Annotated in this window: 23 protein-coding genes; 10 read left to right on the top strand and 13 right to left on the bottom strand. The window is 33.1% G+C overall.

What is annotated here, in order from left to right; genetic code table 11:
* Positions 1 to 17 precede the first annotated feature (17 nt).
* From HM981_RS10215 to mce, 6 genes are all read right to left on the bottom strand, one after another.
* Complete coding sequence (locus tag HM981_RS10215) at positions 18 to 1,307, bottom strand: acetyl-CoA hydrolase/transferase family protein (RefSeq protein WP_179338682.1); 1,290 nt, start codon at positions 1,305 to 1,307, stop codon at positions 18 to 20.
* A 57-nt stretch (positions 1,308 to 1,364) separates the two neighbouring features.
* A complete protein-coding gene (locus tag HM981_RS10210; RefSeq protein WP_218846386.1) occupies positions 1,365 to 2,687 on the bottom strand; it encodes a sodium ion-translocating decarboxylase subunit beta in 1,323 nt (440 codons plus the stop codon).
* A 56-nt stretch (positions 2,688 to 2,743) separates the two neighbouring features.
* Positions 2,744 to 3,163 (bottom strand): biotin/lipoyl-containing protein, encoded by a 420-nt coding sequence (locus HM981_RS10205; protein ID WP_179338681.1) that lies wholly within the window; start codon positions 3,161 to 3,163, stop codon positions 2,744 to 2,746.
* 93 nt (positions 3,164 to 3,256) lie between these two features.
* Positions 3,257 to 3,616 carry an OadG family protein gene (locus tag HM981_RS10200; protein WP_179338680.1) on the bottom strand — a complete coding sequence of 120 codons (360 nt, stop codon included), beginning with the start codon at positions 3,614 to 3,616 and terminating at the stop codon, positions 3,257 to 3,259.
* Positions 3,616 to 5,175, bottom strand: a complete 1,560-nt coding sequence (locus tag HM981_RS10195; protein ID WP_179338679.1) for an acyl-CoA carboxylase subunit beta — start codon at positions 5,173 to 5,175, stop codon at positions 3,616 to 3,618. Before HM981_RS10195 ends, HM981_RS10200 begins: the two co-directional genes overlap by 1 nt.
* 36 nt (positions 5,176 to 5,211) lie before the next feature.
* Positions 5,212 to 5,619 carry a methylmalonyl-CoA epimerase gene (mce, locus tag HM981_RS10190; protein ID WP_179338678.1) on the bottom strand — a complete coding sequence of 136 codons (408 nt, stop codon included), beginning with the start codon at positions 5,617 to 5,619 and terminating at the stop codon, positions 5,212 to 5,214.
* A gap of 406 nt (positions 5,620 to 6,025) precedes the next feature.
* Between mce and thiE the strand changes: the two genes are divergently transcribed.
* The gene (thiE, locus tag HM981_RS10185) at positions 6,026 to 6,670 is read left to right on the top strand and encodes a thiamine phosphate synthase (RefSeq protein WP_179338677.1); all 645 of its coding nucleotides are present in this window, start codon (positions 6,026 to 6,028) and stop codon (positions 6,668 to 6,670) included.
* 84 nt (positions 6,671 to 6,754) lie between these two features.
* Here the strand turns inward: thiE and HM981_RS10180 are convergent, their stop codons facing one another.
* From HM981_RS10180 to HM981_RS10170, 3 genes are read right to left on the bottom strand one after another with little or no spacing between them, the layout of a single operon-like run.
* A complete protein-coding gene (locus tag HM981_RS10180) occupies positions 6,755 to 7,162 on the bottom strand; it encodes a GNAT family N-acetyltransferase (RefSeq protein WP_179338676.1) in 408 nt (135 codons plus the stop codon).
* 47 nt (positions 7,163 to 7,209) lie between these two features.
* Positions 7,210 to 9,705, bottom strand: coding sequence for an ABC transporter permease (locus HM981_RS10175; protein ID WP_179338756.1), 2,496 nt, complete (start codon positions 9,703 to 9,705; stop codon positions 7,210 to 7,212).
* Positions 9,706 to 9,754: 49 nt separating this feature from the next.
* Positions 9,755 to 10,444, bottom strand: a complete 690-nt coding sequence (locus HM981_RS10170) for an ABC transporter ATP-binding protein (RefSeq protein WP_179338675.1) — start codon at positions 10,442 to 10,444, stop codon at positions 9,755 to 9,757.
* Between the two features lie 26 nt (positions 10,445 to 10,470).
* Here HM981_RS10170 and HM981_RS10165 point away from each other — a divergent pair, with 26 nt between their 5' ends.
* Complete coding sequence (locus HM981_RS10165) at positions 10,471 to 11,214, top strand: arylesterase (protein WP_179338674.1); 744 nt, start codon at positions 10,471 to 10,473, stop codon at positions 11,212 to 11,214.
* Between the two features lie 12 nt (positions 11,215 to 11,226).
* Here HM981_RS10165 and HM981_RS10160 read toward each other — a convergent pair whose 3' ends face one another.
* The 3 genes from HM981_RS10160 to HM981_RS10150 all read right to left on the bottom strand — a co-directional run bounded on the left by HM981_RS10160 (position 11,227) and on the right by HM981_RS10150 (position 14,367).
* The gene (locus tag HM981_RS10160) at positions 11,227 to 12,540 is read right to left on the bottom strand and encodes a DEAD/DEAH box helicase (RefSeq protein WP_179338673.1); all 1,314 of its coding nucleotides are present in this window, start codon (positions 12,538 to 12,540) and stop codon (positions 11,227 to 11,229) included.
* A gap of 2 nt (positions 12,541 to 12,542) precedes the next feature.
* Complete coding sequence (locus HM981_RS10155; protein ID WP_179338672.1) at positions 12,543 to 13,886, bottom strand: DEAD/DEAH box helicase; 1,344 nt, start codon at positions 13,884 to 13,886, stop codon at positions 12,543 to 12,545.
* 232 nt (positions 13,887 to 14,118) lie between these two features.
* On the bottom strand, positions 14,119 to 14,367 hold the full coding sequence (locus HM981_RS10150) for a cold-shock protein (protein ID WP_179338671.1): 249 nt from the start codon (positions 14,365 to 14,367) through the stop codon (positions 14,119 to 14,121).
* A 205-nt stretch (positions 14,368 to 14,572) separates the two neighbouring features.
* On the opposite strand from HM981_RS10150, the gene HM981_RS10145 reads away from it, so the two are divergent.
* Together HM981_RS10145 and HM981_RS10140 are read left to right on the top strand one after the other, a co-directional pair.
* Entirely contained in the window at positions 14,573 to 15,142 is a 570-nt protein-coding gene (locus HM981_RS10145) for a Crp/Fnr family transcriptional regulator (protein WP_179338670.1), read from the top strand.
* 222 nt (positions 15,143 to 15,364) lie between these two features.
* Entirely contained in the window at positions 15,365 to 16,105 is a 741-nt protein-coding gene (locus HM981_RS10140; RefSeq protein WP_179338669.1) for an acyl-CoA desaturase, read from the top strand.
* A gap of 393 nt (positions 16,106 to 16,498) precedes the next feature.
* On the opposite strand, the gene HM981_RS10135 is transcribed toward HM981_RS10140, so the two are convergent.
* Positions 16,499 to 16,690, bottom strand: a complete 192-nt coding sequence (locus HM981_RS10135; RefSeq protein WP_092467858.1) for a cold-shock protein — start codon at positions 16,688 to 16,690, stop codon at positions 16,499 to 16,501.
* A 317-nt stretch (positions 16,691 to 17,007) separates the two neighbouring features.
* Here HM981_RS10135 and HM981_RS10130 point away from each other — a divergent pair, with 317 nt between their 5' ends.
* From HM981_RS10130 to HM981_RS10105, 6 genes are all read left to right on the top strand, one after another.
* Positions 17,008 to 18,420 carry an exonuclease domain-containing protein gene (locus HM981_RS10130; RefSeq protein ID WP_179338668.1) on the top strand — a complete coding sequence of 471 codons (1,413 nt, stop codon included), beginning with the start codon at positions 17,008 to 17,010 and terminating at the stop codon, positions 18,418 to 18,420.
* 5 nt (positions 18,421 to 18,425) lie between these two features.
* A complete protein-coding gene (locus HM981_RS10125) occupies positions 18,426 to 19,343 on the top strand; it encodes a glutaminase (RefSeq protein ID WP_179338667.1) in 918 nt (305 codons plus the stop codon).
* A gap of 166 nt (positions 19,344 to 19,509) precedes the next feature.
* Positions 19,510 to 22,842, top strand: a complete 3,333-nt coding sequence (locus HM981_RS10120; protein ID WP_179338666.1) for a transglutaminase family protein — start codon at positions 19,510 to 19,512, stop codon at positions 22,840 to 22,842.
* Positions 22,843 to 22,863: 21 nt separating this feature from the next.
* Positions 22,864 to 25,416, top strand: coding sequence for a circularly permuted type 2 ATP-grasp protein (locus tag HM981_RS10115; protein ID WP_179338665.1), 2,553 nt, complete (start codon positions 22,864 to 22,866; stop codon positions 25,414 to 25,416).
* A gap of 1 nt (position 25,417) precedes the next feature.
* On the top strand, positions 25,418 to 26,344 hold the full coding sequence (locus HM981_RS10110) for a transglutaminase family protein (protein ID WP_179338664.1): 927 nt from the start codon (positions 25,418 to 25,420) through the stop codon (positions 26,342 to 26,344).
* 133 nt (positions 26,345 to 26,477) lie between these two features.
* Complete coding sequence (locus tag HM981_RS10105; protein WP_179338663.1) at positions 26,478 to 26,891, top strand: HYC_CC_PP family protein; 414 nt, start codon at positions 26,478 to 26,480, stop codon at positions 26,889 to 26,891.
* The last annotated feature ends 26 nt before the right edge of the window (positions 26,892 to 26,917 follow it).

The following is a 26,917-nucleotide window of genomic DNA, read 5'->3' as shown; positions in this document are numbered from 1 at the left end:
AATGACTATTATTCAAATTATTTTATCATTAAACTACTTCCAAATCTTTCGAAAATAGCTTTATCTAATTCTTCTCTACTATCAGGATGTGCAATGTCTCTTAATGATTGTGCACGTTCTTTTAAACTTCGTCCAAATAATTCTGCAATACCATATTCGGTAGCTACATATCTTGCATGTGCTCTTGTGGTTACAACACCTGCTCCTGGTTTGAGTGAAGGTACAATTTTAGAAACACCTTTCAAAGTTGTAGATGTTATGGCAATAATTGGCTTCCCTCCTTTTGATAAGGCTGCACCACGCATAAAATCCATTTGACCACCAACACCAGAAAACATTCTAGTACCAATAGAATCTGCACAAACTTGACCTGTAAAGTCAATTTCAATAGCAGAATTTATGGCTGTAACTTTAGGGTTTTGCCTAATTATAGACGTGTCATTAACATAGGCAATATCATTCATTTCAATTTCTGGATTATCATCCATAAAGTCGTATAAACGACGTGTTCCCATGGCAAAACCAGATATTATTTTATAAGGATTAACTTTTTTCTGAGATCCATTAACAATGCCTTTTTCTACTAAATCTACAATACCTTCAGAAAACATTTCAGTATGAATTCCTAAATTTTTATGATTGTGTAAAAATGTTAAAACAGCATTTGGAATTCCGCCAATTCCCATTTGAAGCGTAGCTCCATCATCAATAATTCCTGCAATATTTTTACCAATAGCTTGTTCTTCTGCTGAAGGTGCTACAAATTTCATTTCATGAATCTCTTCATCGACTAAAACACAAGCGTCAAACTTATTTAAATGTACCAAAGCATCTCCAAACGTACGTGGCATTTTAGGGTTAATTTGCGCTATTATTGTCTTTCCTTTTTCAATACCAGAAATTACAATATCTACAGAAACACCTAAAGAACAAAAGCCATGTTTGTCTGGTGGTGAAACATTTACTAAAACAACATCTAAGTGCATATAACCTTCACGAAAAAGACTAGGAATATCACTTAAGAAAATAGGAATATAATCAACGGTGTTACCAACCATTTTTCTAACATTACCACCAATAAAAAAGGCTTTGGTATGAAAACTTTCACGTAACTCAGGGTTTGTGTAACCACTTTCTCCTTCAGTATGTAAATGAACAATTTCTACATTACTCAATTCTGGTGCACGATCTACCATAGCTCTTACTAAACTTTGTGGTGTTGCAGAACCTCCTTGAATTAAAACACGATCGTTTGACTTTATAAGTTTAACAGCATCACTAGCCGTCATTACATTTGGTATTTTCATGTTGTTATAATTTAATAATTAGTGTCTTTTATGTTGGATTTATTAAGCGTAATCATCTTATCCTAAGAAACTTAAAATGATACCGGCTGCAATAGCAGAACCAATAACACCCGAAACATTTGGTGCCATAGCATGCATTAATAAATAGTTACTTGGATCTGATTTTAAGCCTTCTGTATGAACAACTCTTGCGCTATCAGGAACAGCTGAAACACCTGCTGCTCCAATTAGTGGATTTATTTTATTGCCTTCTTTTAAGAATAGATTCATGAATTTGGCAAATAACAAGCCACCACAAGTAGCAATGACAAATGATATGGCTCCAAGTCCAAAGATTAACATCGAATCTTTAGTGATAAAAATATCTGCTTGAGTAGAAGCACCAACGGTTACACCTAATAAAATGGTAACAATATCTATTAATTTAGTTCTTGCAGTATCTGCTAAACGTTCTGTTCTACCTGATTCTTTTAGTAAGTTTCCAAAGAATAACATTCCTAATAATGGTAAAGCACTAGGTGAAATAAATGTGGTTAAAATTAAAGCTACAACAGGGAAAATCATTTTTTCCTTTTGAGTTACCGCTCTAGGTGGTTTCATTTTAATTTTTCTGTCTTTTTTAGAAATTAGCATACGCATTAAAGGTGGCTGAATTACAGGAACTAAAGCCATGTAAGAATAAGCGGCAATTGCAATGGGCCCAATTAGATTTTTAACTGTTGTGCCATCTGGCATTATATTTATTCCGTTTGCTAATTTAGATGATAAGAATATAGCTGTAGGTCCATCTGCGCCACCTATGATTCCTATGGCACCAGCTTCAGGAAGATTAAATCCTAAGTATAAAGCCCCTAGAAATGTAGCGAATACTCCTATTTGTGCTGCACCTCCTAAAAGCATTAATTTTGGATTAGCGATTAGCGAAGAGAAATCAGTCATGGCACCAATACCTAAGAAAATAAGCGGAGGGTAAATTCCTTTTACAACACCAAAATAGAGGTAATTTAAAACCGATCCTGTTTCATAAATACCGGTTTGGTTTCCGGCGACAAAAGGAATATTTCCTAGTATAACACCAGCTCCAATTGGGATAAGTAATAAAGGCTCGTAATCGAATTTAATACCTAAATAAATAAAAATGATTCCTATAATAATCATTATGACGTTTCCAGAAGTAGAATTTGCAAATCCTGTATAACTGTAAAACTTTTTTATACCATCGAATGCTCCATCTAAAACACTTTCGTCTTCTGTAAGATCAACTTGTGCTGTTGTTACAGAGGTGGCTGTTTCTGAGTTTATATTAGCGCCTAATCCAAGTACTGGTCTTATAAAAAGCAGTAATGACAATGCACTAAATATTATAATTAATTTTTTCATTTTGTTGTAACTAATGGTTAGTATGCTTAAGTGAATAACATTAAGTTAAAAAAGGTCTATTCCAATTCTATCATTAATGCATCTTGTAATACTTGTTGTCCTACTTCAACTTTAATAGCTGTTACCACACCAGATTTTTCAGCTACGATATTGTTTTCCATTTTCATAGCTTCTAGGACTAATAATAAATCGTTCTCTTTTATGGTATCTCCAATTTTTACGTTAAGTGATAGGATAACTCCTGGAATTGGTGCTACAATTTTAGTTGTTGTAGATTTTGGGTTTACTTTTAAAGGCACTGCTGGTTGTTTTGAAGCAGAACGAACTAAGGTTGGTGTTTTAGATTTTTTGATATCTTCTTTCATCACCACATCATAAGATGTTCCGTTGACCTCTAAATTGATCACATTACCTTCGTGTGATTTTATATTTACTGTGTAGCCGTTTTCGTTGACTTTGAATTTATAACTTTTCATGTGTTTGTTTTTATTGTGGTTTTATACTCACATGCTGTTCACAATGAATCATATCTTTGAGTGATGATATTTAGAACACGCTCATTTCATATTTTATAATCTATTTTGAATGCCATATATTTTTGAACTCCATGGCGAATAGGTTTTTTTAACTTGTTTGATTGTTAAAATTCCACTTTCAATATCATGTTGTTCGCTTAAATACATGTGGACTGAAGCTCCGATAACTGCCGAAATCTCTCCCGTAAAACCACTGTCTCCTTTAACTTTAATTTCACTGATTTTTTTATCTTTTCCTTTGGTAATTATCTTGTATATGTATAGCATTACAGGTAAGCCGTAGTTAAAGAAAAGTGCTAGTATCACTAAGGCACTAAAAACAATTAATAATCCTGTAATTAAAATTACATACCCTTCACTTATGGGATCTGTGTTTATGAGTAGCTGTATCATTATAATGGAATATTTGAGTGTTTCTTAGGTGGATTTACATCTTTCTTGTTCTGAAGTAACTCTAAAGCTCTAACAATTCTGAAACGTGTATTTCTAGGTTCAATAACATCATCTATAAATCCATATTTAGCCGCTTGATAAGGGTTAGCAAAGCGTTCAGTGTACTCATCTTCTTTTTGCTGTATGTAATCTTCTTTTTCAGAATCACTTTCTATTTTTCTAATGTTAGAACCTTCTAAAACTTCTACAGCGCCTTTAGCTCCCATTACAGCAATTTCTGCAGTTGGCCAAGCGTAATTTATATCACCACGCAATTGTTTACAACTCATAACATCATGAGCTCCACCATAAGATTTACGTAGCGTAATAGTTACTTTTGGTACAGTAGCTTCTCCATATGCAAATAGTAATTTGGCTCCGTGTAAAATAATTCCGCCATACTCTTGTCCTGTTCCTGGTAGGAAACCAGGCACATCTACCAACGTTACAATAGGAATATTGAAGGCATCACAAAAACGAACAAAACGTGCTGCTTTACGAGAGGCATCAATATCTAAAACACCTGCATAAAATTTTGGCTGATTGGCAACGATACCAACAGGATGTCCATTAAATCTAGCAAAACCTACACATATATTTCTAGCGTAATTTCTATGCACTTCAGTAAACTCTCCGTTATCTGTAAGAATTGAAATGACATCAACAATATCATAAGGTTGATTAGGGTTTTCGGGAATAATTTCATTTAAAGCATCCTCTAATCTATCAATAGGATCATTACAGGTTAATATTGGTGCTTCTTCTAAATTATTAGAAGGCATATAACTCAATATTTTACGAATAAGCATTAAGTTTTCTTCGTCATTAGCAGCTAAGAAATGAGATACTCCAGAACGGGTTGAGTGTATTTTTGCTCCACCAAGTTGCTCTGCTGTAACCACTTCACCTGTTACAGATTTTACAACTTTAGGACCTGTAACAAACATGTAACTGGTTTCTTCCGTCATAATTGTAAAATCGGTTAACGCCGGTGAATAAACAGCTCCACCAGCACAAGGCCCTAAAATGGAAGAAATTTGAGGAATAACACCAGAAGCCATTATGTTTCGTTGAAATATCTCTGCATAACCTGCTAAAGATCTCACACCTTCTTGAATACGTGCACCACCAGAATCATTTAATCCTATTAAAGGGACTCCGATTTTCATAGCCATATCCATGACTTTACAAATTTTTAAAGCGTAGGTTTCAGATAATGAACCTCCGAAAACCGTAAAATCTTGAGCAAAAAGATAGACTATTCTTCCATCAATTGTTCCGTGACCTGTAACAACACCATCAGACAAATATATTTGCTTGTCTAACCCAAAAGATTTTGTTCTGTGTGTTACAAACATGTCAAACTCTTCGAAACTATCGTCGTCTAAAAGAATGTCTATACGTTCGCGAGCGGTTAATTTTCCTTTAGCATGCTGAGAATCTATACGTTTTTCTCCTCCTCCCAACTTGGCTTTGGCTCTTTTTTCTATGAGCTCATTAATTTTATCTTGATTTGCCATAATGTTATCTTTGCTAATCTTTTATATAATTTGTAACTATCCGTTTTTAGAACAAAGTTCTGTAAGCACACCCATTGTAGATTTTGGATGTAAAAAACCTATGTTTAAGCCTTCTGCTCCTTTTCTAGATGCTTTGTCTATTAATCTTACTCCTCGTTCTTCTGCTAATTTTAGAGCTTCTGTTGTGTTATCTACAGCAAATGCAATGTGATGAATACCTGGTCCTTTTTTAGCAATAAACTTTCCAATAGGGCCATCTGGAGAGGTGCTTTCTAGTAATTCAATTTTTGTATTACCTACCAAAAAAAAGGCTGTCTTTACCTTCTGGTCGACAACCTCTTCTATAGAATAGCACTTCATTCCTAAGACCTGTTCATAATATTTTATGGCTTCATCTAAATTCTCTACTGCGATACCTAAATGCTCAATGTGTGATATATTCATAATATTCTATTTTATCTCTCTACAAATTTAGCTTAGCACTACTTTTTATTATATGATAGAAATCATGTTCTAAAAAACATTAAATTTCTAAATCTATCGTCTGATTTGTAATTGGGCTTAAATAGCAGTAATAACAATGAATTGAAGACTTTTATGGTATTTTATTTTTATCTAAATAATTGCGACACTATTAAATATTTATGAATTCGTTAAAATCAGGGTTGTTATTTTACGAATAACACAATCGTTGTTTGTCTGTTTTATTTTTAAAAAAGTGATGATAAGTTTCATCAGGATAATATTAATTACCTTCGCTTTAATCATTAGAATTAAATACATCTTTGCTACAAAATGAATCTTAGCGAACTGATGTATTTAATTTTTAATTCCATCTGACACAAAAAGTATGACTATACCTAAACTCCATTATATTTCTCAAGGGAACTCACCAAAAGAGCATTTAGATAACATTCAGAAAGCCTGTTCATCTGGTGCAGAATTGGTACAATTGCGATTGAAAAATGTTTCAGAAAAAAGAGTATTAAAGATAGCGACGGAAGCGAGAGCGATTACGTCTCATTTTCAAACACGATTGCTTATTAATGATCATTATAAAATTGCAAAAGAAGTTAAAGCAGATGGTGTTCATTTAGGCCCTAAAGATTGCAGTATTTCTGTGGCAAGAAAATATTTGTATGCTTGGCAAATGATTGGTGCTACAGCAAATACGCTTCAAGAATGTGAAGCATTATTGGATACAGAAATTGATTATATTAGTTTAGGTCCCTTTAGAGAAACAACAACCAAAGACAATTTACCTCCAATTTTAGGTTTGTCTGGTTTTTCAGCTATTACAGATGTTTTAAAAACGCCTATACCCATTATTGGTGTTGGTGGCATTACCATAGATGATGTGGCTGATATATTAGCCGCAGGAATTTCTGGTATTGCAGTATCTACAGCAATTACAGAAAATTTTAATGTGATAAAAAGATTCAATGAATTACTAAGCGCATCTTCTACAGCTGAGAAACGTCATACTTTTGATTAAGAGGCTTCTTGTGATTTGATAGAAAAACGATTTATAAATAGTATGAAAAATGTTTATTAGGATTTGATTGTTAATCCTATTTCTTTATTTCAAATGATTTAAATCCTTCAATAAAAAGCAAACCTCAGTTTTAGTCATTCCAATATGTGGATAGTAATTTTCGGCGGCTGGTGCAGCCAATAAAATGAGTGTAGCTTTTGGTGTTTCTTGTTTGGTTAACCTAATGAGCTCTTTTCCTATGCCGCGTTTTTGATAGTCTTCATCTATGGCTAAATCTGAAAGATAAGTACAATACACAAAATCCGTTATAGATCTCGAAACTCCTATTAATTTAGTGTTGTCTCTTGCTGTAATGATTAAATTGGCATTCTCTACCATGGCGTTAATTCTATCCAAATCATCCACAGGACGTCTTTCTCCAAGTGTAGATTTAACGAGTACGTCTTTAAACTCAGTTGGGGACAAATTATATTCTACTTGGTATGTTATCATTTTACTAAAATTAGTTACAACGCCTTATTAGGTCTGGTTTTATAACATTAACTCTCTCTACGTAATACTTCAAGAGGAGTGCTGCTTAATACAGATCTAATATTACTAAGTCCAATACCTAAAACTAATAATGTAATTCCTGGCAAAAAGACTACAAACGGAATTATAGATGGTGTAAAAGGTTCATTAAAAAGTATTAATGCTAAACAGAGACTACTTAGTAAGGCTAATAAAATCCCAACCAAACTACCAATTAAACCTAAAAACAGGTATTCAAATGCAGAGATTTGTAAAATTTGTTTGTTTTTAGCTCCAAGCGTTCGTAATAATACACTTTCTTTAATACGTTGATACTTACTAGTTCTCACGGAGCCAATCAATACAATAATACCTGTAATAATACTGAAGAACGCCATAAAATTAATAACCCAAGAAACTTTATCTAAAATGTTTTCTACTGTGTCGTAAACTTGTCGCAAATCAATAATTGAGAGGTTAGGATATTTTGCTACCAAATCACGTTGTAAATCTGCAGAACTAGTTTCATCTTTAACCGACGTTAGAATCACATTAAATTGTGGAGCTTGCTCTAATACTCCTTTAGGAAATACAATGTTGAAATTGGGTTGTAATTGTCTCCAATCAACTTCTCGTATACTGCCAATCGTAGTTTCCATAAGCACGCCCTGAACATTAAAAACAATAACATCACCAATCGTTAATTCAGCTTGCTCTGCTACATTATTAGCAATAGAAATAACGATAGGTTCACCAAGCGCTAATTGTGGTGTCCACTCACCTTCTATCACATTTTCAGAATCAATAAGTGTATTACGATACGTACTTCTAAATTCATGATTAATCACCCAACTATGTGATAGTTTGGTCGAATCTTGTCGTAAATCATTGACCAATTTCCCTTTTATTTTATGCATTCGCATTGTAACAATCGGAATGTTATCTATAATCGGCAAATTTTTAGAAGTAATGCTTAGTTCAACAGCATCACTTTGCTCAGATTGCACATCTAATATAATAATATTGGCATTTTCTGAGTTTTGGCCAACATCCGTTTTAGCCAGTAGAATGTCTTTTGTAAAGTATAAAGTGCTAATTAAACTTGTCCCTAAACCAATAGCTACAATTAAAACAACCGTTTGATTATTTGGTCTAAACAGATTTAGTAAACTTTGCCTTGCTGTAAATCCCCAACTTTTCGGAAAATAACGTCTAATACCTTTAATACATAATAAAGCAACACCTGCTAAAGTTGTAAAGGCAATTAGAGTGGTCACAATAAATCCTAGAGCCAATAAGGCATCTTTTAGTAACCAAAATGAAAACAGGAATAGAAACGTAATAATTGCTGTAAACACTAATAATCTTACTTTTAAAGGCTCTTTTGAACCTTGTTCATCCACACGTAATACTTCTAAGGGTGAGACGTACCAAGTTCTAAGTAATGGCAATAGTGCAAATAAAACCGACATGAATAGACCTAGAAAAACACCAATAAGTATGGGTTGAATACCTATTGAAATTTCAACAGAAAAAGGTAAAAAGTCTTTTAAAATATATGGGAATAGTTCTTGTAACCCAATACCAACAAGCGATCCAATTAAACCTCCAAGGATACCAATACCTGCAATTTGAATAGCAAAAATTAAAAAGCTAGACCGTCTTGACGCTCCTAAACATTTTAAAACAGCAATAGCACTGAGTTTTTCTTTAATATAGATGTGTACAGAACTCGCAATACCAATACACCCCAACAATAAGGCTATAAAAGCGGCTAAATTTAAAAACCGACCAACATTATCGTAACGCCTACCTAAGCGTCTACTTGTGCTAGTATGTGTATCTAAATCGGCGTTTTCATCGTCAAGTAAAGGCTGAATATTTTTTTTAAATAGATCTAAATCTAAAGATGGAGATGTTTTGTAAAAGAATTGATATTCCTTTCGACTTCCAAATTGTAAAAGTCCTGTATCGTCTAAAAATCGATACGGAATTACAATAGGTGGAGCTACAGAGGTAGAAATTGCTGTACTTCCAGGAATGGCTTTTAAAGTCCCTAAAATTGGTAATGTTAACTCACCGACTTTTATAGAATCGCCAGGTTTTACATTAAATTGAAGCATTAAAGTTGCGTCAACTAATGCTCCACCTAAGTCTTGGTAATCATTTGATGCAGAGGTAGGTTGTGTTTCTATAGTTCCATAAAAAGGGAAATCACCTTTAAGCCCTCTTACCTTTACTAATTTGGTGCCTCCATTTTTAGGAAAAGCAATCATAGAAACAAAGTTTATTTCAGAAGCATCGGGTTGTAAAGAGTCTATAATTGCTTGTGCACGCTCTGTTGGAACTTGTTTGGTGTCAATAATATAATCAGCACCCATTAAAGCCTTAGATTGTAGCTTAATATTATCTTTAAGATTGGTGCTAAACAGCTGAATAGAAACCACAGCAGCTATGCCTAAGATAATGGAAGCCATAAACAATAATAAACGCACACGGCTTGCCTTGGCATCTCGCCATGCCATTTTAAAAAGCCATTTTGTATTTTTATTCATAATAAGGATGTGAATGGGTTCACAGAACTTCAGTACGTTCGTTTGTTAAAATTTGTCCGCCTTTAAGCCGTAAGATTTGTTGTGTTCGGTTAGCTAAATCCAGGTCATGTGTAATAATGACCAACGTAGTTCCAGCTTCTTTATTAAGATCAAACAATAATTGAATGACTTTCTCTCCTGTTTCTTCGTCCAAATTACCTGTAGGTTCATCAGCAAATAAAATAGAAGGTGCATTAGCAAAAGCTCTAGCTAAAGCAACACGTTGTTGTTCTCCACCAGAGAGTTGAGATGGATAATGGTCAAAACGATCTGCTAAACCTACTTTTTCTAATAGTGTCATACTCTTTTTTACAGCATCTTTATGGCCTTGTAATTCCAAAGGAACACTTACATTTTCTAAAGCGGTTAATGTTGGTAACAATTGAAAATTCTGAAAAATAAAACCAACGCTCTTGTTTCTTAATTGTGCACGTTGATCTTGATTTAAGTCATTTAAATCTTCACCACAAAGCTCAACACTACCAGAATTAGGCTCATCCAAGCCCGCACACAAACCTAATAAGGTTGTTTTGCCACTTCCAGATGGACCAACAATAGAAAAGGTTTGTCCTTTTTCTACATCGAATGAAATATCGTGTAAGACCGTTAATTGTTTGTTACCGCTAGAATATGTCTTTTCTAGACCAGTTATCTTTAATATCTTTGGCATGTTAATTTTAATTTTTAAGACCACTTATGTCGAAGGCTCAAAATAATCAATTGGTTTCAATTTTACCAACTCTACCTGTCTCTAAACTCTTAAAGTTTTGTTATTTTATTATGGGCTTTTTAATGATGGCTTGTGGTAATAATTCAGCAGATAAAACTTTATCTGAAAGCGAAACACAAACGCAAACAGAAGACTCTCTGACTCTGATTGAAACTAATACAAAAACGATCTTATGTTTTGGAGATAGTATAACTGCTGGTTATGGACTAGAAGACAGTAATGATGCCTTTCCTGCCGTATTGCAACAAAAAATAGATGCTATAAATTTAAATTATACCGTAATTAATTCTGGATTAAGTGGCGAAACTACAGCTGGTGGAAAAAGTAGAATCAGTTGGATTTTGAATCAGAAAATTGATCTGTTTATATTAGAATTAGGAGCCAATGACGGTTTACGTGGTGTACCGCTTTCTGAAACTCGAGATAACTTACAAGCCATAATAGATGCGGTAAATAAGAAAAGTCCTGAAACTAAAATTATCTTAGCAGGAATGCAGTTACCTCCAAATATGGGACAAGACTATACTTCAGAATTTAAACAGATTTTTATAGATCTGGCAAATCAAAACCATCTAGAATTTATCCCTTTTATATTAAAAGATGTTGGTGGTATTGCAGAGCTTAATCAAGCAGATGGTATTCATCCAACAGTTGAAGGTCATAAAATATTAGCAAATACAGTTTGGGAAGTTTTAAAGCCTTTGCTTTAGTTCGAGAATTTACTAAACTGTATAAACGCGAACTTTCTTTTTCTTCAAACGTACATTATTCAATTGTTCTACCAAATCATCTGCAATAGTAGCAGGAACGGCAACAAAAGCACAATCTTGTTTCAACTCAATAACTCCTAATTGATCTTTAGAAATATGACCTTGTTTAAAAAATAAACCTGCTATATCTCCTTTAGAAATTTTATCCTTTCGTCCACCAGAAATAAATAAGGTTGTCCAAAACGGAGGTTTAATTTCTCCAGATTTAGAGAGCATTTGCACTTTAGATTTCTCAACAAAATCAGGGAATATTTCTTTATCACCTTTTATAAGATAGGCTGTGCCTTTAGCGTTAACTCTAGCAGTTCTACCATTTCTATGTGTGTATTCTTGTATAGCTTCTGGAATTTCGTAATGAATAATGTAACTCATTTCAGGAATATCAATTCCTCTAGCGGCCAGATCACTAGCGACTAAAAACGATACACTTCCATTTCTTAATTTAATTAAAGCACGCTCACGATCGCGTTGCTCCATACCGCCATGAAAACAAGTGTGTGCTATATTTCGTTTGTCTAAAAAACGACTTAAATCTTCGAGGCGTTCTTTTTTATTACAAAATACAATACCAGGTTCGTTTCCTAGATGATATAATAAATCTACTAACGTATTATGCTTATTTGCTGATGGAGATAATACGGTTTTGATGGTTAATTTTGGACTCGATTTTTCTTTTAGATAATTTAAGGTTTTAGCACCATCCATTTTTAAATATGCAGGAATCGAAGCTCCTTCTGTAGCAGAAGTTAAAATACGCTTATTAACATTGGCTAAGTAGCCCATGATAAATTTCATTTCACCGCTTGCTCCAACTTCAATAGAGATATCAAACTCATCAATCACCAGTGTTTTTATAAACTTGGTGGTAAAACGTGCTTGTTCAAAATGATCTGCTAAACGTCCTGGAGTACCAATTAAAATGGCTGGAGTATGTTTTAATTCTATTTTATCTTTAGAAATAGCACGTCCACCATAAATAGCATTGGCTTTATAACCAGAACCCATATCTCTAATTACAGTTTCTATCTGAATCGCTAACTCTCTAGATGGTACAATAATTAAGGCTTGTACTTCTTCGCATTCCGGATCTAAACGTTCTAGTAATGGTAGTAAAAAGGCCAAGGTTTTACCAGTTCCTGTTGGAGATAAAAGAATCGTCTTATCATTTTTATCAATCGCTTCCAAGGCCGCTTCCTGCATTGGGTTGAGCTCGTAAATGCTTAGTTTTTCGAGAATCTCTTGTTGCGCTTTTATATTATTTGCCATGACTAGTTCTTTTTACTTTTTGTTTTAGAATCGTCTGCTTTTGTTGGCGCTAACGAAGTTTGTGCTAATTGATGTGCCATTACCTTTTCAATCAATTCTTCTTTCGTTAAATGATGAAAAATCGTTCTTACGTCTTTTCGTAACGTTTCAGAAATTGAACGGTTTGGTTTTGTTTTAAATATTTTCTTTGCCCACAAAAGCGTATTGTTTTCTTCTATACTTTGAGCATCTGCTTTTTTTAATTCAGAAAAATGAATGCCTAACTCATCTTCAAAATCAGCGATGTCATTAACTTCTTCTTGTTGAAGAATGGTTAATGCTAAGCCCTTTGCTCCTGCTCTTGCGGTTCTTCCTGATCTATGAACATACGCGTCGTATGTGTCTGGTAAATGGTAATTAATAACGTAAGCAACATCTTTTATATCCAATCCACGTGCAGCTAAATCTGTAGCGACTAAAATATCAATATGGCCTTCTCTAAATTGTCCCATGATGCGATCTCGAATACCTTGACTTAAACTACCATGAATAGCACCAGAAGAAAACTTATTAATCGCTAATTTCTTAGCTAGTTTATTTACTGCAGCCTTCGTTTTACAAAAAATAATACCGCGTTGTCCTAATTTAGAATTTAAAAAATGAAGTAAAACATCTAGTTTTTCTATAGGTTCTACAACAACAAACTGATGATCTATACCTTGATGACCAACGGTTGCCATATCTGCTTCAATATGAATAACATGTTTGGACATATAATTCTGAACCAGTTGTTTTATGGTTCCAGGCATTGTTGCTGTAAACAATAATGTTCTCCTAGATTTAGGGATTTCTTTGATAATAGCGTCTAAGCCTTCTTTTAAGGCGCTTACCATTTCATCGGCTTCATCTAATATAAAATAAGAGATGTTTGAAATGTTTACGGCTTGTCGTTTTACTAAATCTGCTAAACGTCCAGGTGTAGCTACAACAATATGTGTTGGGTTTTGTAAACGTTCTATCTGAGGTTTAATTGGTACTCCACCACAAACAGTAGCAATAGAAATATCTGGAATATGTTTTGCAAAAGATTCTAGATTGGCACTAATTTGCTGACCTAACTCTCGTGTTGGTGCCAAAATCACAGCTTGTATTTCTGTGTTTTCTACATTAATTAATTGCAATAAAGGCAATCCAAATGCTGCAGTTTTTCCTGTTCCTGTTTTGGCTAAAGCCACGACATCGCTCTTTTGATGTAATACCACAGGAATGGTCTTGACTTGAATATCTGTTGGAACTGTAATCTCTAGTTCAACTAAACCTTGTTGTAACTTTTCATTAAGTCCTAAATCGGAAAAACGCTTTGACATAAAAATAATTTTTGCAAAGGTAAGAATACCGATCTTGGTAAAGCGGAAATGACCTTGTATTATTCAGAACGGAAGACTTTTTAGATATGAAGCCCAAAATAGATGCTGCCTAAAGTGTATTTAAACAAACCATTTTATCTAAATCTAAACACGAAACAAGCCTGAGCCTTTCGTTATTAGGTCCGAGAAGAACTCTAATAATTAAAAATATTGATGAGGAAACTGGTGAAAATTATTTTTTCACCACCTTTACATTCGTTGCAATTAGCCCTTTTTCGCCTTTTTCAACGTTAAATGTTACTTTGTTTTTCTCTCTAATCTTATCTACAAGGTTAGTTGTATGAACAAAAATCTCTTCGTTAGAATCTTTAACAGTTATAAACCCAAATCCTTTCTTTGCATTAAAAAATTTCACGGTACCTTCTTTCGTTTCCTTTTCTTTGTTAGAATTAAACAATTTATTTAAGAAATCTCTAATCATCTTTTTGTTTTAAATTTTATTATACTATTGTAAAAGCAACTTATTTCTATTTTGATATTGCTTTCGTTAATTAACACGACAAAAATAGTATAAATAATAGAGTATGTAAGAAACATGTGAAGATATCGTTGTTTCTTATGTTTTTTCGATTTAATGATTGATTGAATATGTATCTTTACAATCTTAATTAATAGTATTAAAACGCGTGCAACAGATAAAAGCTTATTTAGATCAATTAGCCACCATATCTCAATCAGATTGGGAGTTTTTTACATCTAAACTGCAACGTCGTGTGATTAAAAAGAAAGCTGTTTTTTTAAAAACAAACGTTATTGAGAACCATATTTCTTTTATAGAATCTGGTGTGGTACGTTTATATATTCCTAAAGAAGCGTCCGAAAAAGAAATAACTTTTGGTTTTAGCTTTAAAGATCAGTTTGTTAGCGCCTATGATTCTTTTCTAACACAAACACCTTCAGCATATCAATTACAAGCCCTTTCTGAAACGACACTTTTAAGTATCACTTACTCTGATTTACAAGATGTTTATAAAACCACACAAATTGGAAATTTAATAGGACGATTAACTGCAGAGCGCTTATTCTTATTAAAATCTAACAGAGAACAAAACTTATTGAATCTTACTGCAGAAGAACGGTATTTGAAGTTATTTAAAGAACGTCCTGAACTTTTAAAAATAATTCCTCTAAAATATATTAGTTCTTATATTGGTATAACAGCACAAGCTTTGAGCAGAATTAGAAAGCGTGTTTAGGTGATGTTTTGCGCTAAAGCTATTCGAATCATGTCATATTCAGTATTAAAAAAGTGACAAGTCTATTTTATATAAGCCCAATAGTAAGATGCGTCCTAAACGGGGTTAATAATTAACTTTTTATTTTATTAAGGTTAAGTTAAACTTAGCTATACAGCTCTATTTATTGATTTAGGTTCATTGTTTGGCACGTATTGTGCACTTATCTTTGTAAAAAAAGTTATGATTATAATCCTTTTTGTAGCAGTACTGTGGTATGGAGGTCTGTTTTTTCAGTCTTTCTTTTTGCATCGTTATGCAGCTCACCAAGTCTTTACAATGTCTAAAACCATGGAGCGTATTACTTTTGTGCTTACATGGATTTTTCAAGGTTCCAGTTATTTAAGTGCTTATGGTTACGGTATTATGCATCGTATGCATCACGCATATACTGATACAGAAAAAGATCCGCACTCACCATCTTTTGATGATAATGTGTTTGCTATGATGTGGAAAACCAAAACCATTTATCAAGATATTAACCAACAACGTATAGCGGTCGATGATCGTTTTACTAAAAACGTACCACAATGGAAAGCTTTTGATAGTTTTGCGAGTTCTCGTTTTTCCAGATTGTTATGGATTTCACTCTACATCTTATTCTTTGCCTTATTTGTAACATCATGGTGGCAATGGCTCTTATTACCAATCACATTTTTAATGGCACCAATACACGGAGTTATTATTAATTGGTTTGGTCATATTTACGGTTATGTAAATTTTAAAATGAAGAATACGAGTAAAAACCTTTTTCGTTTCGATTTTCTTATGATGGGTGAAGGTTATCATAATAATCACCATAAATATGCAAGTAGAGCTAATTTTGGTTACAAGTGGTACGAGATCGATGTTACTTATGTGATTATAAAAATATTAGATGCTTTTGGTGTTATTCAGTTAAAACCTATTAGAGTTAAAAAATAAATAAGTCTTAATTAAACCGTTAAGTTTATTGCTAAAAAAAGCCCGTCAGTAATGATGGGCTTTTACTTTAAACTTGAATTATATGTATTAAATAACTTTTACGTTTACTGCGTTTTATTCTTTTTTACTTTCTTAAAATCAAATTCAACTTCAGCACCTTCACAAATTTCTTCTACTAATCATCATAAATATACTAGTAGAACTAATATTGGTTATAAAAGGTAAGAGATCGATGTCACTTATGCGATTATAAAAATATAGATGTTTTTGGTATTATTCAGTTAAAGCCAATTAGAATTAAAAAATAAAGAACTCTTAATTCCTGTTCAGTTTATAGCTAAAAAAAGCCCATCATTACTGATGGGCTTTTACTTTAAACTTGACGTATATGTATTAAATAACTTTTACGTTTACTGCGTTTAATCCTTTTTTACCTTCTTCAAGATCGAATTCAACTTCATCGCCTTCACGAATTTCGTCTACTAATCCAGAAATGTGTACGAAGTGATCTTTGTCTACTCCTTCTTCAGTGATAAAACCAAATCCTTTGGCATCGTTGAAAAATTTTACTGTTCCTTTACTCATAATGTAATTTAATTTATAATACTTATTGAATTACAAAGATGGTGCCATTTTTTTTAACTATCAACATTTTAATTGAAATCTTTCATAATTTTTTATAGACGCCATAATCAGGATGTAAAAAACGAACTACAAACAGTCCAATATTTTCCGTTGAGCATTTTAATTACAAGCCAATGCGCTTTGTGGTTTAGTTACAATCAATTGTTTATGATTCAGTTTGAGATATATACTTCCAAAGCGATAAAAACGTATAAATCCCATTAAAATTAATTAACTTGTAGGTTTAAAAAATAAACAAGAACGCTTCAAAACTAAAAATGATATATACCGTTATTGATGTTGAAACCACAGGTAAAGGAAATCGAATGACTGAAATTTCGATTTTTAAATATGATGGTGAAACCGTTATAGATGAGTTTACAAGTCTCATTAATCCAGAATCTTTTATTCCTTCACATATAGTAGCACTCACAGGTATTGACAATGATTTGGTTGCAGATGCACCAGTATTTAAAGACGTTGCAGACGATATCTTAAATATTACAGAAGGCACTACTTTTGTGGCTCATAATGTTAATTTTGATTACAATATTATTAGTGGGGAGTTTAAACGAATTGGTGTCGATTTTAATAGAAAGAAATTATGTACTGTGAGATTATCTAGACGTTTATTGCCTGGGCATCGTTCTTACAGTTTAGGAAAACTATGTAATTCTCTTAATATAAACTTAGTAAACCGTCATCGCGCTCGAGGTGATGCAGAAGCAACAGTTATTTTATTCGAAATACTTTTACGTCAACCAGACACCGAAGTCGTTTTTAAAGAATTTTTAAACAAAAACTCTAGAGAAGGCACCTTACCTCCTAACCTACCTAAAGAAGTCTTTGAAGCTTTACCAAATAAGCCTGGTATCTATTATTTTAAAAATAAAAAAGGAACTATTATTTATGTTGGTAAAGCAATTGATATAAAAAAACGTGTACTAAGTCATTTCTATAGTAAAACAAAAAAATCTTTAGATATGGTTAGAGAAACAGGTGATATTGACTTTGAGGTTTCCGGAAGTGAACTTATAGCATTACTAATGGAAGATGCGGCAATAAAACATCATTTTCCAATGTATAATAAAGTGGCCAAGCGAACCATTCAATCTTTTGCTATTTTCTCTTATGAAGATAGAAAAGGTGTGTTACACTTGGCAACTAATAAAGGGAAATTGGTTCCTAATCCTATAATTACGTTCTTTAATGTTAGAGATGTACGCACCTATCTTGAAAATATATGTGTTCAACATAATCTCTGTCCTAAATACTGTCATTTACAAGAATCGGTTTCAGAATGCTCTCACTATAGTATAAAGAACTGTAAAGGGATTTGTAAAGATGAAGAATCCGTCGAAGATTACAATAATAGAGTGCTAGAAGCGATTCATAGTATTTCGGAACAAAAAGATAATATTGTAATTAAAGAAAAAGGTAGACATGTTAATGAAAAAGCCTTTATTCAGATTAAAAATGGCATCTATATTGGTTATGGTTTTATTGATAATGATGCCCAAATTACTCATAGCGATGATTTAAATACCTATATCATACCTCAGAAAGACAATATGGATATTCAGAAAATATTGAGGCAGCATGTATTAAAAAAAGACCTTGTGAAAAATCCAAAGTCAGCAGACAAACTAAAATCAAATCTTACCTTAAATCAAACCTCCTTCAACTTATAATAGAAATGAATAATACGTATAAAAAAACCATAGAAAACGCATACAATATCACCAAACCTCTTAAAGATCAAGGAGAATTGGCCACTTATATACCCGAATTGGCAAATATAAATCCATCAAAATTTGGGGTGCACATGACTAAAATAGATGGTACTAATTTTGGGTTTGGAGACCATTTAGAAAAATTCTCAATTCAAAGTATTGCAAAAGTCCTTTCGTTAGCATTAGCAGTTAAATTTCTTGGAGAGCGTATTTGGACACGCATAGATGTTGAGCCTTCTGGCACGAAGTTCGACTCGCTTCTGTTGCTAGAAACCTACAAGGGCATTCCTCGTAATCCATTTGTAAACTCTGGTGCTATTGTAATTTGCGATATTTTAATGTCTCATTTAGAAGATGCACGAAAAGAGTTTCTTGAATTTGTTAGAGAATTAAGTGATATCCCAGATCTTCAGTATTCTGATAAAATTGCTGATTCCGAAAAAGCAACAGGTTACAGAAACGTAGCCTTATGTAATTTTATTAAATCATTTGGGAATATTAAAAACGAACCTGCAGATGTTTTAGATTTTTATTTTGATATGTGTTCTTTAGAAATGAACTGCCAACAGTTAGCACATACCTTTTCTTTTTTGGCTAATGGTGGACGTAAATTCGATGGTACTAAAATTATATCCAGTAGCCAATCAAAACGAATTAATGCACTTATGCTCACTTGCGGATTTTATGATGAGTCTGGTGAATTTGCCTTTAAAGTTGGATTACCTGGTAAGAGTGGTGTTGGTGGTGGCATCGTCGCATTATATCCAAATAACTATACTATTGCAGTTTGGAGTCCTAAATTAAATAAAAATGGAAACTCTTTTAAAGGAATGAAATTACTCGAAGATGTAACGACACATTCAGAAATGAGTATATTTTAAGTGCTTAAATTACGATTTCAAAAACCATTTCAACTTTTATTTAGATAAATTCAAAAAAAGCCGCTATCGCTACCGTTCGATACGTTTTTTGGGTAAAAAACCTTATTTTGCATTGAAGCTAGCGTGTTTTCAAACTATTTTAATTACTGAAATCTTATACTAAAATATGGCATTAAAAATTGTAATATCTCACAAGACCACATACAAATATGATCGTAAAGTATCATTATCACCACATGTTTTTAGATTAAGACCAGCTCCACATTCTAGAACTCCAATAGAATCTTATTCTATAAAGATAACTCCAGAAAACCAGTTTTTTAATTGGCAACAAGATCCGTTTGGTAATTACGTGGCACGTTTGGTATTTCCCGATAAAACGGATGAATTGTCTGTAGATGTTGAGATTATTGCAGATTTAAAAACCATTAATCCTTTTGATTTCTTTATTGAAGAATACGCCGAAGAATTTCCTTTTAAATACACAGAAACAGTAATTAAAGAATTACAGCCTTATTTAGAAATTACAGATGATGGCGAATTATTACACGAATTTATTGAAACATTAGATTTTACACCTAGAAAAACCATCTACTTTTTAATTCATGTTAATCAAAAAATAAATGAATATCTAGGCTATAATATTAGAATGGATCCTGGTGTACAAACCTGCGAAGAAACTCTAGAAACCAAAAAAGGATCTTGTAGAGATTATGCATGGTTATTTGTACAGACTTTGCGTCAATTAGGCTTTGGTGCACGTTTTGTTTCGGGCTATTTAGTACAATTAAAGTCCGATGAGAAATCATTAGATGGTCCTTCTGGTCCTGAAGAAGATTTTACAGATTTGCATGCCTGGGCAGAAGTCTATTTGCCAGGTGCTGGTTGGATAGGTTTTGATGCTACCTCTGGGTTATTAGCTGGTGAAGGTCACATTCCTTTAGCTTGTACTCCATCTTTTGAAAGTGCATCTCCGGTTTCTGGTATGACTGATAAATGTGAAACAGAATTCTTTTTTGAAAACTCTGTAAAACGAATTTTTGAATCTCCAAGAGTTACAAAACCATACACTGAAGAGCAATGGAAAGACATTGATAAATTAGGCCAAAAAGTAGAACGCCAATTACAGAAAAATGATGTGCGCTTAACTATGGGTGGCGAGCCTACGTTTATCTCTATTGATGATTTAGAATCTCCAGAATGGAACACAGAAGCAGATGGTCCGCATAAACGTAAACTCGCAAAAGATTTATCCAAAAGGTTGCATCATGAATTTGGTAAAGGTGGTGTTTTACATCATGCACAAGGAAAATGGTATCCTGGTGAGCCGTTACCACGATGGCAAATAGAAATTTGTTGGAGAAAAGATGGCAGACCAATTTGGTATAATAAAAAATATCTAACCACTTATGCCGATGAATTTACAGTAGCACCTGGAACAGATAAGTTATTCTTAGAAACATTAACAAGCTATTTAGGCGTGTCGTCAGAACACATTATTCCTGGTTTTGAAGATGCATTCTACTTTTTATGGGAACATGGAAATTTACCAATAGACGTCGACCCTACTAAAGATAGAGACAATACTTTAGTAAAAAATAAATTAAAAGAAATTTTAGAGCAAGGCACCTCGACTCCTGTTGGTCATTTATTACCTTTAAATAGTACAGAAGGGAAATGGTTTACCAGCGAATGGGAGTTTAGAAGACAACACTTATTCTTAACTCCAGGGAATTCTCCAATGGGATTAAGGTTACCATTAACTTCCTTAATAGAAAAATCAGAAGACGAAGTTTTTCCGTCGTATGAACCCGATTTATTCTCTAAAAAGAAACGTTTACCTAGTTTTAGAGATCATGTAAAACGGAGACATAAAGACTTTGTAGAGAATGGATTAGATACTAATCGCCCTAAATACTTTGTGAGAACTGCGATTTGTTCAGAAATTAGAGATGACAAATTATATTTGTTTTTACCTCCTTTAGATTCGGCAGAGAACTTTTTAGATTTAATTGCTTCAATCGAATTTACAGCTAAAGCATTAAAAGTGCCTGTAATTATGGAAGGTTATGATCCTCCAAAAGACAACAGGCTAGAATCGCTTAAAATTACTCCAGATCCTGGTGTTATTGAAGTCAATGTACATCCTGTAACCAATTGGAAAGATTTATGTCACAATACATTCACGTTTTATGAGCAGGCAAAACGGTCTAGACTTGTGACAGAAAAGTTTATGTTAGATGGTAAACATACAGGAACTGGTGGTGGTAATCACGTGACTTTAGGAGGAACAAGTCCTTCGGATAGTCCTTTACTTCGCCAACCTAGTTTATTACGAAGTTTATTAACATTTTGGCAACATCATCCTGGATTAAGCTATTTATTCTCAGGGTCTTTTGTTGGGCCTACAAGTCAGGCGCCAAGAGTCGATGAAGCGCGACAAGATAGTTTGTATGAATTAGAAATTGCATTCAGTCAAATTCCAAAAGGAGGAGAAGTTCCATTTTGGTTAACAGATCGTTTATTTAGACATCTATTAACAGATTTAACAGGAAATACACACCGAGCAGAATTTTGTATAGATAAATTATACTCACCAGATTCGTCTACAGGACGTTTGGGTATTTTAGAATTACGTGGCTTTGATATGCCTCCACATCCTAAGATGAGTTTAGTACAAATGTTATTGGTAAGAACATTAGTCTCTTGGTTCTGGAAAAAACCATACGAACATAATTTAGTGCGTTGGGGAACAGAGTTACATGACAAATTTTTAATAGAACATTATGTAAGAGAAGATATCAAAGATATTGTGTCGCAGTTAAATAAAGCGGGATATCAGTTCGAAGAAGATTGGTTTAATCCATTTTTCGAATTTAGATTTCCGTTACATGGCATGGTAGAAATCAATAATATTCATTTAGAATTACGAGCAGGTATTGAACCTTGGAATGTTTTAGGTGAAGAAATGACAGGTGGCGGAACAGCACGATATGTAGATTCTTCATTAGAAAGATTGCAAGTAAAAGTGGCTAATTTTATTGATGAACGTTTTGTACTAACCTGTAATGGTGTAAAAGTGCAATTAAAAAATACAGGTGTTAAAGGTGAGTATGTAGCCGGAATTCGTTACAAAGCATGGAATCCATATTCTGCATTACACCCAACAATTCCTGCAGATACTCCTTTGGTTTTTGATATTGTAGATACTTGGAACAAACGTTCTATTGGTGGTTGTACATATTTTGTAGCGCATCCAGGCGGACGATCTTATGAAGCGTATCCTATAAATAGTTTTGAAGCTGAATCTAGAAGAATAAATCGTTTCTGGGAATTTGGACATACACAAGGGGAAATTAACCCTGTAGAAAACATAAATCAAGATACAGAACCATCAACAAGAACTGTTCATAAAAAAAGTAGCTCAAAACGTTTTTCTTATAAGGAATTACCAGTTAATTTTGAATTTCCTTATACTTTAGATTTACGTAGAAAATAGAACGCTATTGATGTTCATAATATGAAGACCCTAACAAAGACATTATTTGAGAATTATTTTTCAGTATCACCGAGTTACGATGAGTTGCTCACCTCTAAAATGAACATAAAAGACAATTGGAAAGTATTGTCCAAAAATTTATTAAAGATTGGACCTAAACATCTCGCTTTAAAACAGACCGAGATCGATTGGCTTTTAGCAGAAAATGGAGTTACTTATAATGTTTATAACGACCCAAAAGGATTAAATAGGCCATGGGATTTAAATGTGGTTCCTTTTATTATTCATAAAAAAGAATGGGATCGTGTAGAAAAAGGTATTCAACAACGTGCAGAAATTCTAAATCTTGTTTTAGAAGATTTATATGGAAAGCGAGAACTGCTTAAAAATGGAATTATTCCTCCAGAAGTTATATACGCTCACAGTGGTTTTTTACGTGCTTGTGATCAAATACAATATAAAAATTCAAAACAACTTTTAATATATGCAGCAGATCTTGCAAGAGGTCCAGATGGCAGAATGTGGGTTGTAAACGATAGAACACAAGCTCCTTCTGGTATGGGTTATGCTTTAGAAAATAGATTTTCTACAAGTAAAATTAGTCCAGAATTGTTTACAAATATCAATGTCACACAGCCTTCTAGTTTCTTTAACGACTTTAATCAGTTATTGCTAAATTCAGCATCCACTAATGTAGAAAGTCCAATGGTGGTGATATTAACACCAGGACCGCATAACGAAACTTATTTTGAACATGCGTATTTGTCGTCCTTTTTGGGTTACCCTTTAGTAAAAGGAAACGATCTCGTGGTAAGACACGGAAAAGTATGGTTAAAGTCTTTAAAAGGACTTAAACAAGTCGATGTTATTTTAAGACGTATAGACGACACGTTTATGGATCCTTTAGAATTAAGAGAAGATTCTTATTTAGGTGTTGCTGGTTTATTAGAAGCTGTACGATTACAAAATGTTACCATTGTAAATCCTATTGGTAGTGGTGTTTTAGAAAATCCGGCACTAATTCCTTTTATGGAAAATATCTGCCAATATTTTTTAAAAGAAGATTTAATTCTACCACAAATCGCTTCATGGTGGTGTGGACAGGAAAAAGAAAGAAAGCATGTCTTAAAAGATTTATCTTCTTTTGTGGTTAAACGCATAGACAGATCTAACAGAGAACACATTTATTTCTGTGAATTTTTAGATAAAAAGGCCCTTAAAAATCTGAAAAGAGAGATTTTAGAATATCCATATAAATTTGTAGCTCAAGAAAAAATATCATTTTCTACAGCTCCAAATTTTACAGAAAACAAATTAGAACCTCGTAAAATTTCATGTCGCACCTTTGCTATTGCTAAGGAAGATGGCTACAGTGTCATGCCTGGCGGTTTGGTTAGAGTGGCACCAGACAGTAAAGAATTATTTGTGTCTAACCAACGTGGTGGTACCAGTAAAGATTTTTGGGTGGTAAATGATGCTCCACAACCTATTTTACAAAATTATTCTTGGAACAAAACAAATTCTAGTCCATCTAGAGACATCAATGACGTTCCAAGTAATACCGCAGAAAATTTATTCTGGTCAGGGAGATATATTGGTAGAACCTTAGTTACTGCACGCTATTTAAGAATGGTTTTAAGCCAAATGACACATGCAGAATACAATGATAGAAAATCAGAATCTGAAAGCTTAAAAATATTATTTCAATCGATAACAAAAATTACATCGACGTTTCCTGGATTTATGTCAGAAGATCAAGATGTTTTATTACAACCGCTTAAAGAAATTAAAGCTATTATTTTAGACACCAATAAAATTGGAAGTTTTGCACAGTCCATGCAAAGTTTCAATACGTCTTATTATTCGCTTCGTAATTTATGGTCTAGAGATATGTGGCGCGTTTTTGATGGCATTCAAAAGCATATAGATAAATTACAGAAAGAAGACAGTTACTCAGTGTTTACTCTGACTAATTTCTTTGATAAAATTATTACCAGACTCATCGCTTTTATGGCGCTTACTGAAGAGAGTATTCTTGTTAGACAAGGCCTCTTACTCTATTTTATTGGTTTACAGCTAGAAATAAGTGCTATGAATATTGAAAAATTCAGAGCCTTATTAATTGTAAATTATGACGAAGAATTAGAATACGAAATTTTAGAATCGTTATTAAATAGTCATGAAAGTTTAAACATTTATAGATACAGTTACAACTCATATTTAAGTATCGAAAACGTTGTGAATTTAATAATTCTAGACAAAGAATATTCGAGATCTTTAACCTATCAAATGCATCGATTAAAAAAAGATATTGATAAATTACCTACAACAATAGAAAATAACGAATTAACAGCTTGCCAAGACCATATGAATCTTGTTATTTCTAAAATTGAAAGTTTAGATGTCTCAGAATTATTAATTATAGATGAAAAATCTAACATGCGCGAAAATATGGACAGTATGTTGTCTGATTTAAGCGATTTATTACACACCACATCGTTGTCTATTTCAGATACTTACTTTAATCATTCTCAACCACAAAAACAGTTGGTTAACAGAAACATTACCAATTAATATGATTTTTGATCTTTGGCATAAAACGAAATATACTTACGAAAACGGCGCGTCGTTTTGTCATAATTTAACCACGTTAAAACCTAAAAGCTTTGCAGGACAAAGACTTTTAGAATATAGTTTAGAGATTACGCCTACTCCAACTGATATTTCTGAACGCTTAGATTTTTTTGGGAATTCCGTCACACGGTTTTCAATTCAACAAAATCATAAAGAATTAATTGTTATTGCAAAAAGTAAAGTGTCTAGAGATTACAATGAACAGTGTAATGAAAGTGATTTTTCAAAAGGAAAAAAAATAACAATTAAAGAGACTTTAGAATATTTAAAAGGAACCGATTCAGAACGTATTGATGCACGACAATTTATAATGCCATCACCTTTAATTTCAAATACAAGTGAAGAAATTGAGGCATATGCAGCACTATCTTTTAAACCAGAACGTTCATTTTACGACGCTACCTATGAGTTAATGCAACGCATTTACACCGATTTTGATTTCGTACCTGGTTTTACAAATATTGCAACCCCTTTAAAAGATGTGATGTCTGCTAAAAAAGGGGTTTGTCAAGATTTTGCGCAAATAGCAATTGCGTGTGTGCGTTCTATGGGATTACCTGCAAAATATGTTAGTGGCTATATTGAAACGTTACCACCTGAAGGAAAAGAAAAATTAATTGGAACAGATGCATCTCATGCTTGGTTTTCTGTTTTTATACCAACATATGGTTGGGTCGATTTTGATCCTACAAATAATCAAATTCCCAAAAACCAACATATTGTTGTCGCACACGGAAGAGATTATTATGATGTACCTCCTTTAAAAGGAGTTATTTATAGTATGGGTAAAAATACAATGGAAGTGTCTGTAGATTTAAGACCTGCTGCATCTCATTTAAACCAAATGCAGAGTCAATCGCAACAGTAAAAATAGCAATTGAAATACTCTTTAAAACACGTTAGTTACAAAACCACCATCCGTTAAAAGAATCACAAAACATCTAATTAAATGGCTTATCCATTACAAGCTGTAATTTGTTTTAGTAACTTTGTGCTTAATTATGAAACAAATATCTCATAGAATAATGTCTTTAGTAATGGCATTTGTAGTCTTATTTTCTACAATGTCGTTTACGCTTAACATGCATTATTGTGGAGATACTTTAGTGGAAACGGCCTTATTCCATAAAGCGGAAGGCTGTGGCATGGCTATGGAAAAACCTTTATCTGAAGGTTGTACTATTACAAAAAAAGATTGCTGTAAAAACGAGCAGTCTGTAGTTGATGGCCAAGATGAACTACAACTGTCTTTAGAAAACATCACTTTAGAACAGCAGCTTTTTATAGCTTCATTTGTTTATACTTACATTAATCTTTTTGAAGATTTTGATACTAATATCTCAACTTTCGAAGATTATAAACCTCCACTCGTCCGAAAGCAAATCTTCAAGCTTGACGAGACCTATTTAATTTGATTTTTAAATTTTAGACTGTATGATCC

Origin of the sequence: Winogradskyella ludwigii (assembly GCF_013403985.1) — a bacterium.
In the GTDB taxonomy this organism is placed as follows: Bacteria; Bacteroidota; Bacteroidia; order Flavobacteriales; family Flavobacteriaceae; genus Winogradskyella; species Winogradskyella ludwigii.
This window is presented reverse-complemented; position numbering and strand designations above follow the sequence as displayed.

What these genes read in the sequence shown, in the direction of transcription:
- HM981_RS10150 (WP_179338671.1), bottom strand. Translation starts at nt 14,367, where the DNA reads ATGATTAGAGATTTCTTAAATAAATTGTTTAATTCTAACAAAGAAAAG.
- HM981_RS10175 (WP_179338756.1), bottom strand. Translation starts at nt 9,705, where the DNA reads ATGGCATGGCGAGATGCCAAGGCAAGCCGTGTGCGTTTATTATTGTTT.
- HM981_RS10210 (WP_218846386.1), bottom strand. Translation starts at nt 2,687, where the DNA reads ATGAAAAAATTAATTATAATATTTAGTGCATTGTCATTACTGCTTTTT.
- HM981_RS10120 (WP_179338666.1), top strand. Translation starts at nt 19,510, where the DNA reads ATGGCATTAAAAATTGTAATATCTCACAAGACCACATACAAATATGAT.
- HM981_RS10165 (WP_179338674.1), top strand. Translation starts at nt 10,471, where the DNA reads ATGTCGAAGGCTCAAAATAATCAATTGGTTTCAATTTTACCAACTCTA.
- thiE (WP_179338677.1), top strand. Translation starts at nt 6,026, where the DNA reads ATGACTATACCTAAACTCCATTATATTTCTCAAGGGAACTCACCAAAA.
- HM981_RS10195 (WP_179338679.1), bottom strand. Translation starts at nt 5,175, where the DNA reads ATGGCAAATCAAGATAAAATTAATGAGCTCATAGAAAAAAGAGCCAAA.
- HM981_RS10110 (WP_179338664.1), top strand. Translation starts at nt 25,418, where the DNA reads ATGATTTTTGATCTTTGGCATAAAACGAAATATACTTACGAAAACGGC.
- mce (WP_179338678.1), bottom strand. Translation starts at nt 5,619, where the DNA reads ATGAATATATCACACATTGAGCATTTAGGTATCGCAGTAGAGAATTTA.
- HM981_RS10135 (WP_092467858.1), bottom strand. Translation starts at nt 16,690, where the DNA reads ATGAGTAAAGGAACAGTAAAATTTTTCAACGATGCCAAAGGATTTGGT.
- HM981_RS10130 (WP_179338668.1), top strand. Translation starts at nt 17,008, where the DNA reads ATGATATATACCGTTATTGATGTTGAAACCACAGGTAAAGGAAATCGA.
- HM981_RS10180 (WP_179338676.1), bottom strand. Translation starts at nt 7,162, where the DNA reads ATGATAACATACCAAGTAGAATATAATTTGTCCCCAACTGAGTTTAAA.
- HM981_RS10115 (WP_179338665.1), top strand. Translation starts at nt 22,864, where the DNA reads ATGAAGACCCTAACAAAGACATTATTTGAGAATTATTTTTCAGTATCA.
- HM981_RS10125 (WP_179338667.1), top strand. Translation starts at nt 18,426, where the DNA reads ATGAATAATACGTATAAAAAAACCATAGAAAACGCATACAATATCACC.
- HM981_RS10200 (WP_179338680.1), bottom strand. Translation starts at nt 3,616, where the DNA reads ATGATACAGCTACTCATAAACACAGATCCCATAAGTGAAGGGTATGTA.
- HM981_RS10170 (WP_179338675.1), bottom strand. Translation starts at nt 10,444, where the DNA reads ATGCCAAAGATATTAAAGATAACTGGTCTAGAAAAGACATATTCTAGC.
- HM981_RS10155 (WP_179338672.1), bottom strand. Translation starts at nt 13,886, where the DNA reads ATGTCAAAGCGTTTTTCCGATTTAGGACTTAATGAAAAGTTACAACAA.
- HM981_RS10140 (WP_179338669.1), top strand. Translation starts at nt 15,365, where the DNA reads ATGATTATAATCCTTTTTGTAGCAGTACTGTGGTATGGAGGTCTGTTT.
- HM981_RS10205 (WP_179338681.1), bottom strand. Translation starts at nt 3,163, where the DNA reads ATGAAAAGTTATAAATTCAAAGTCAACGAAAACGGCTACACAGTAAAT.
- HM981_RS10105 (WP_179338663.1), top strand. Translation starts at nt 26,478, where the DNA reads ATGAAACAAATATCTCATAGAATAATGTCTTTAGTAATGGCATTTGTA.
- HM981_RS10160 (WP_179338673.1), bottom strand. Translation starts at nt 12,540, where the DNA reads ATGGCAAATAATATAAAAGCGCAACAAGAGATTCTCGAAAAACTAAGC.
- HM981_RS10215 (WP_179338682.1), bottom strand. Translation starts at nt 1,307, where the DNA reads ATGAAAATACCAAATGTAATGACGGCTAGTGATGCTGTTAAACTTATA.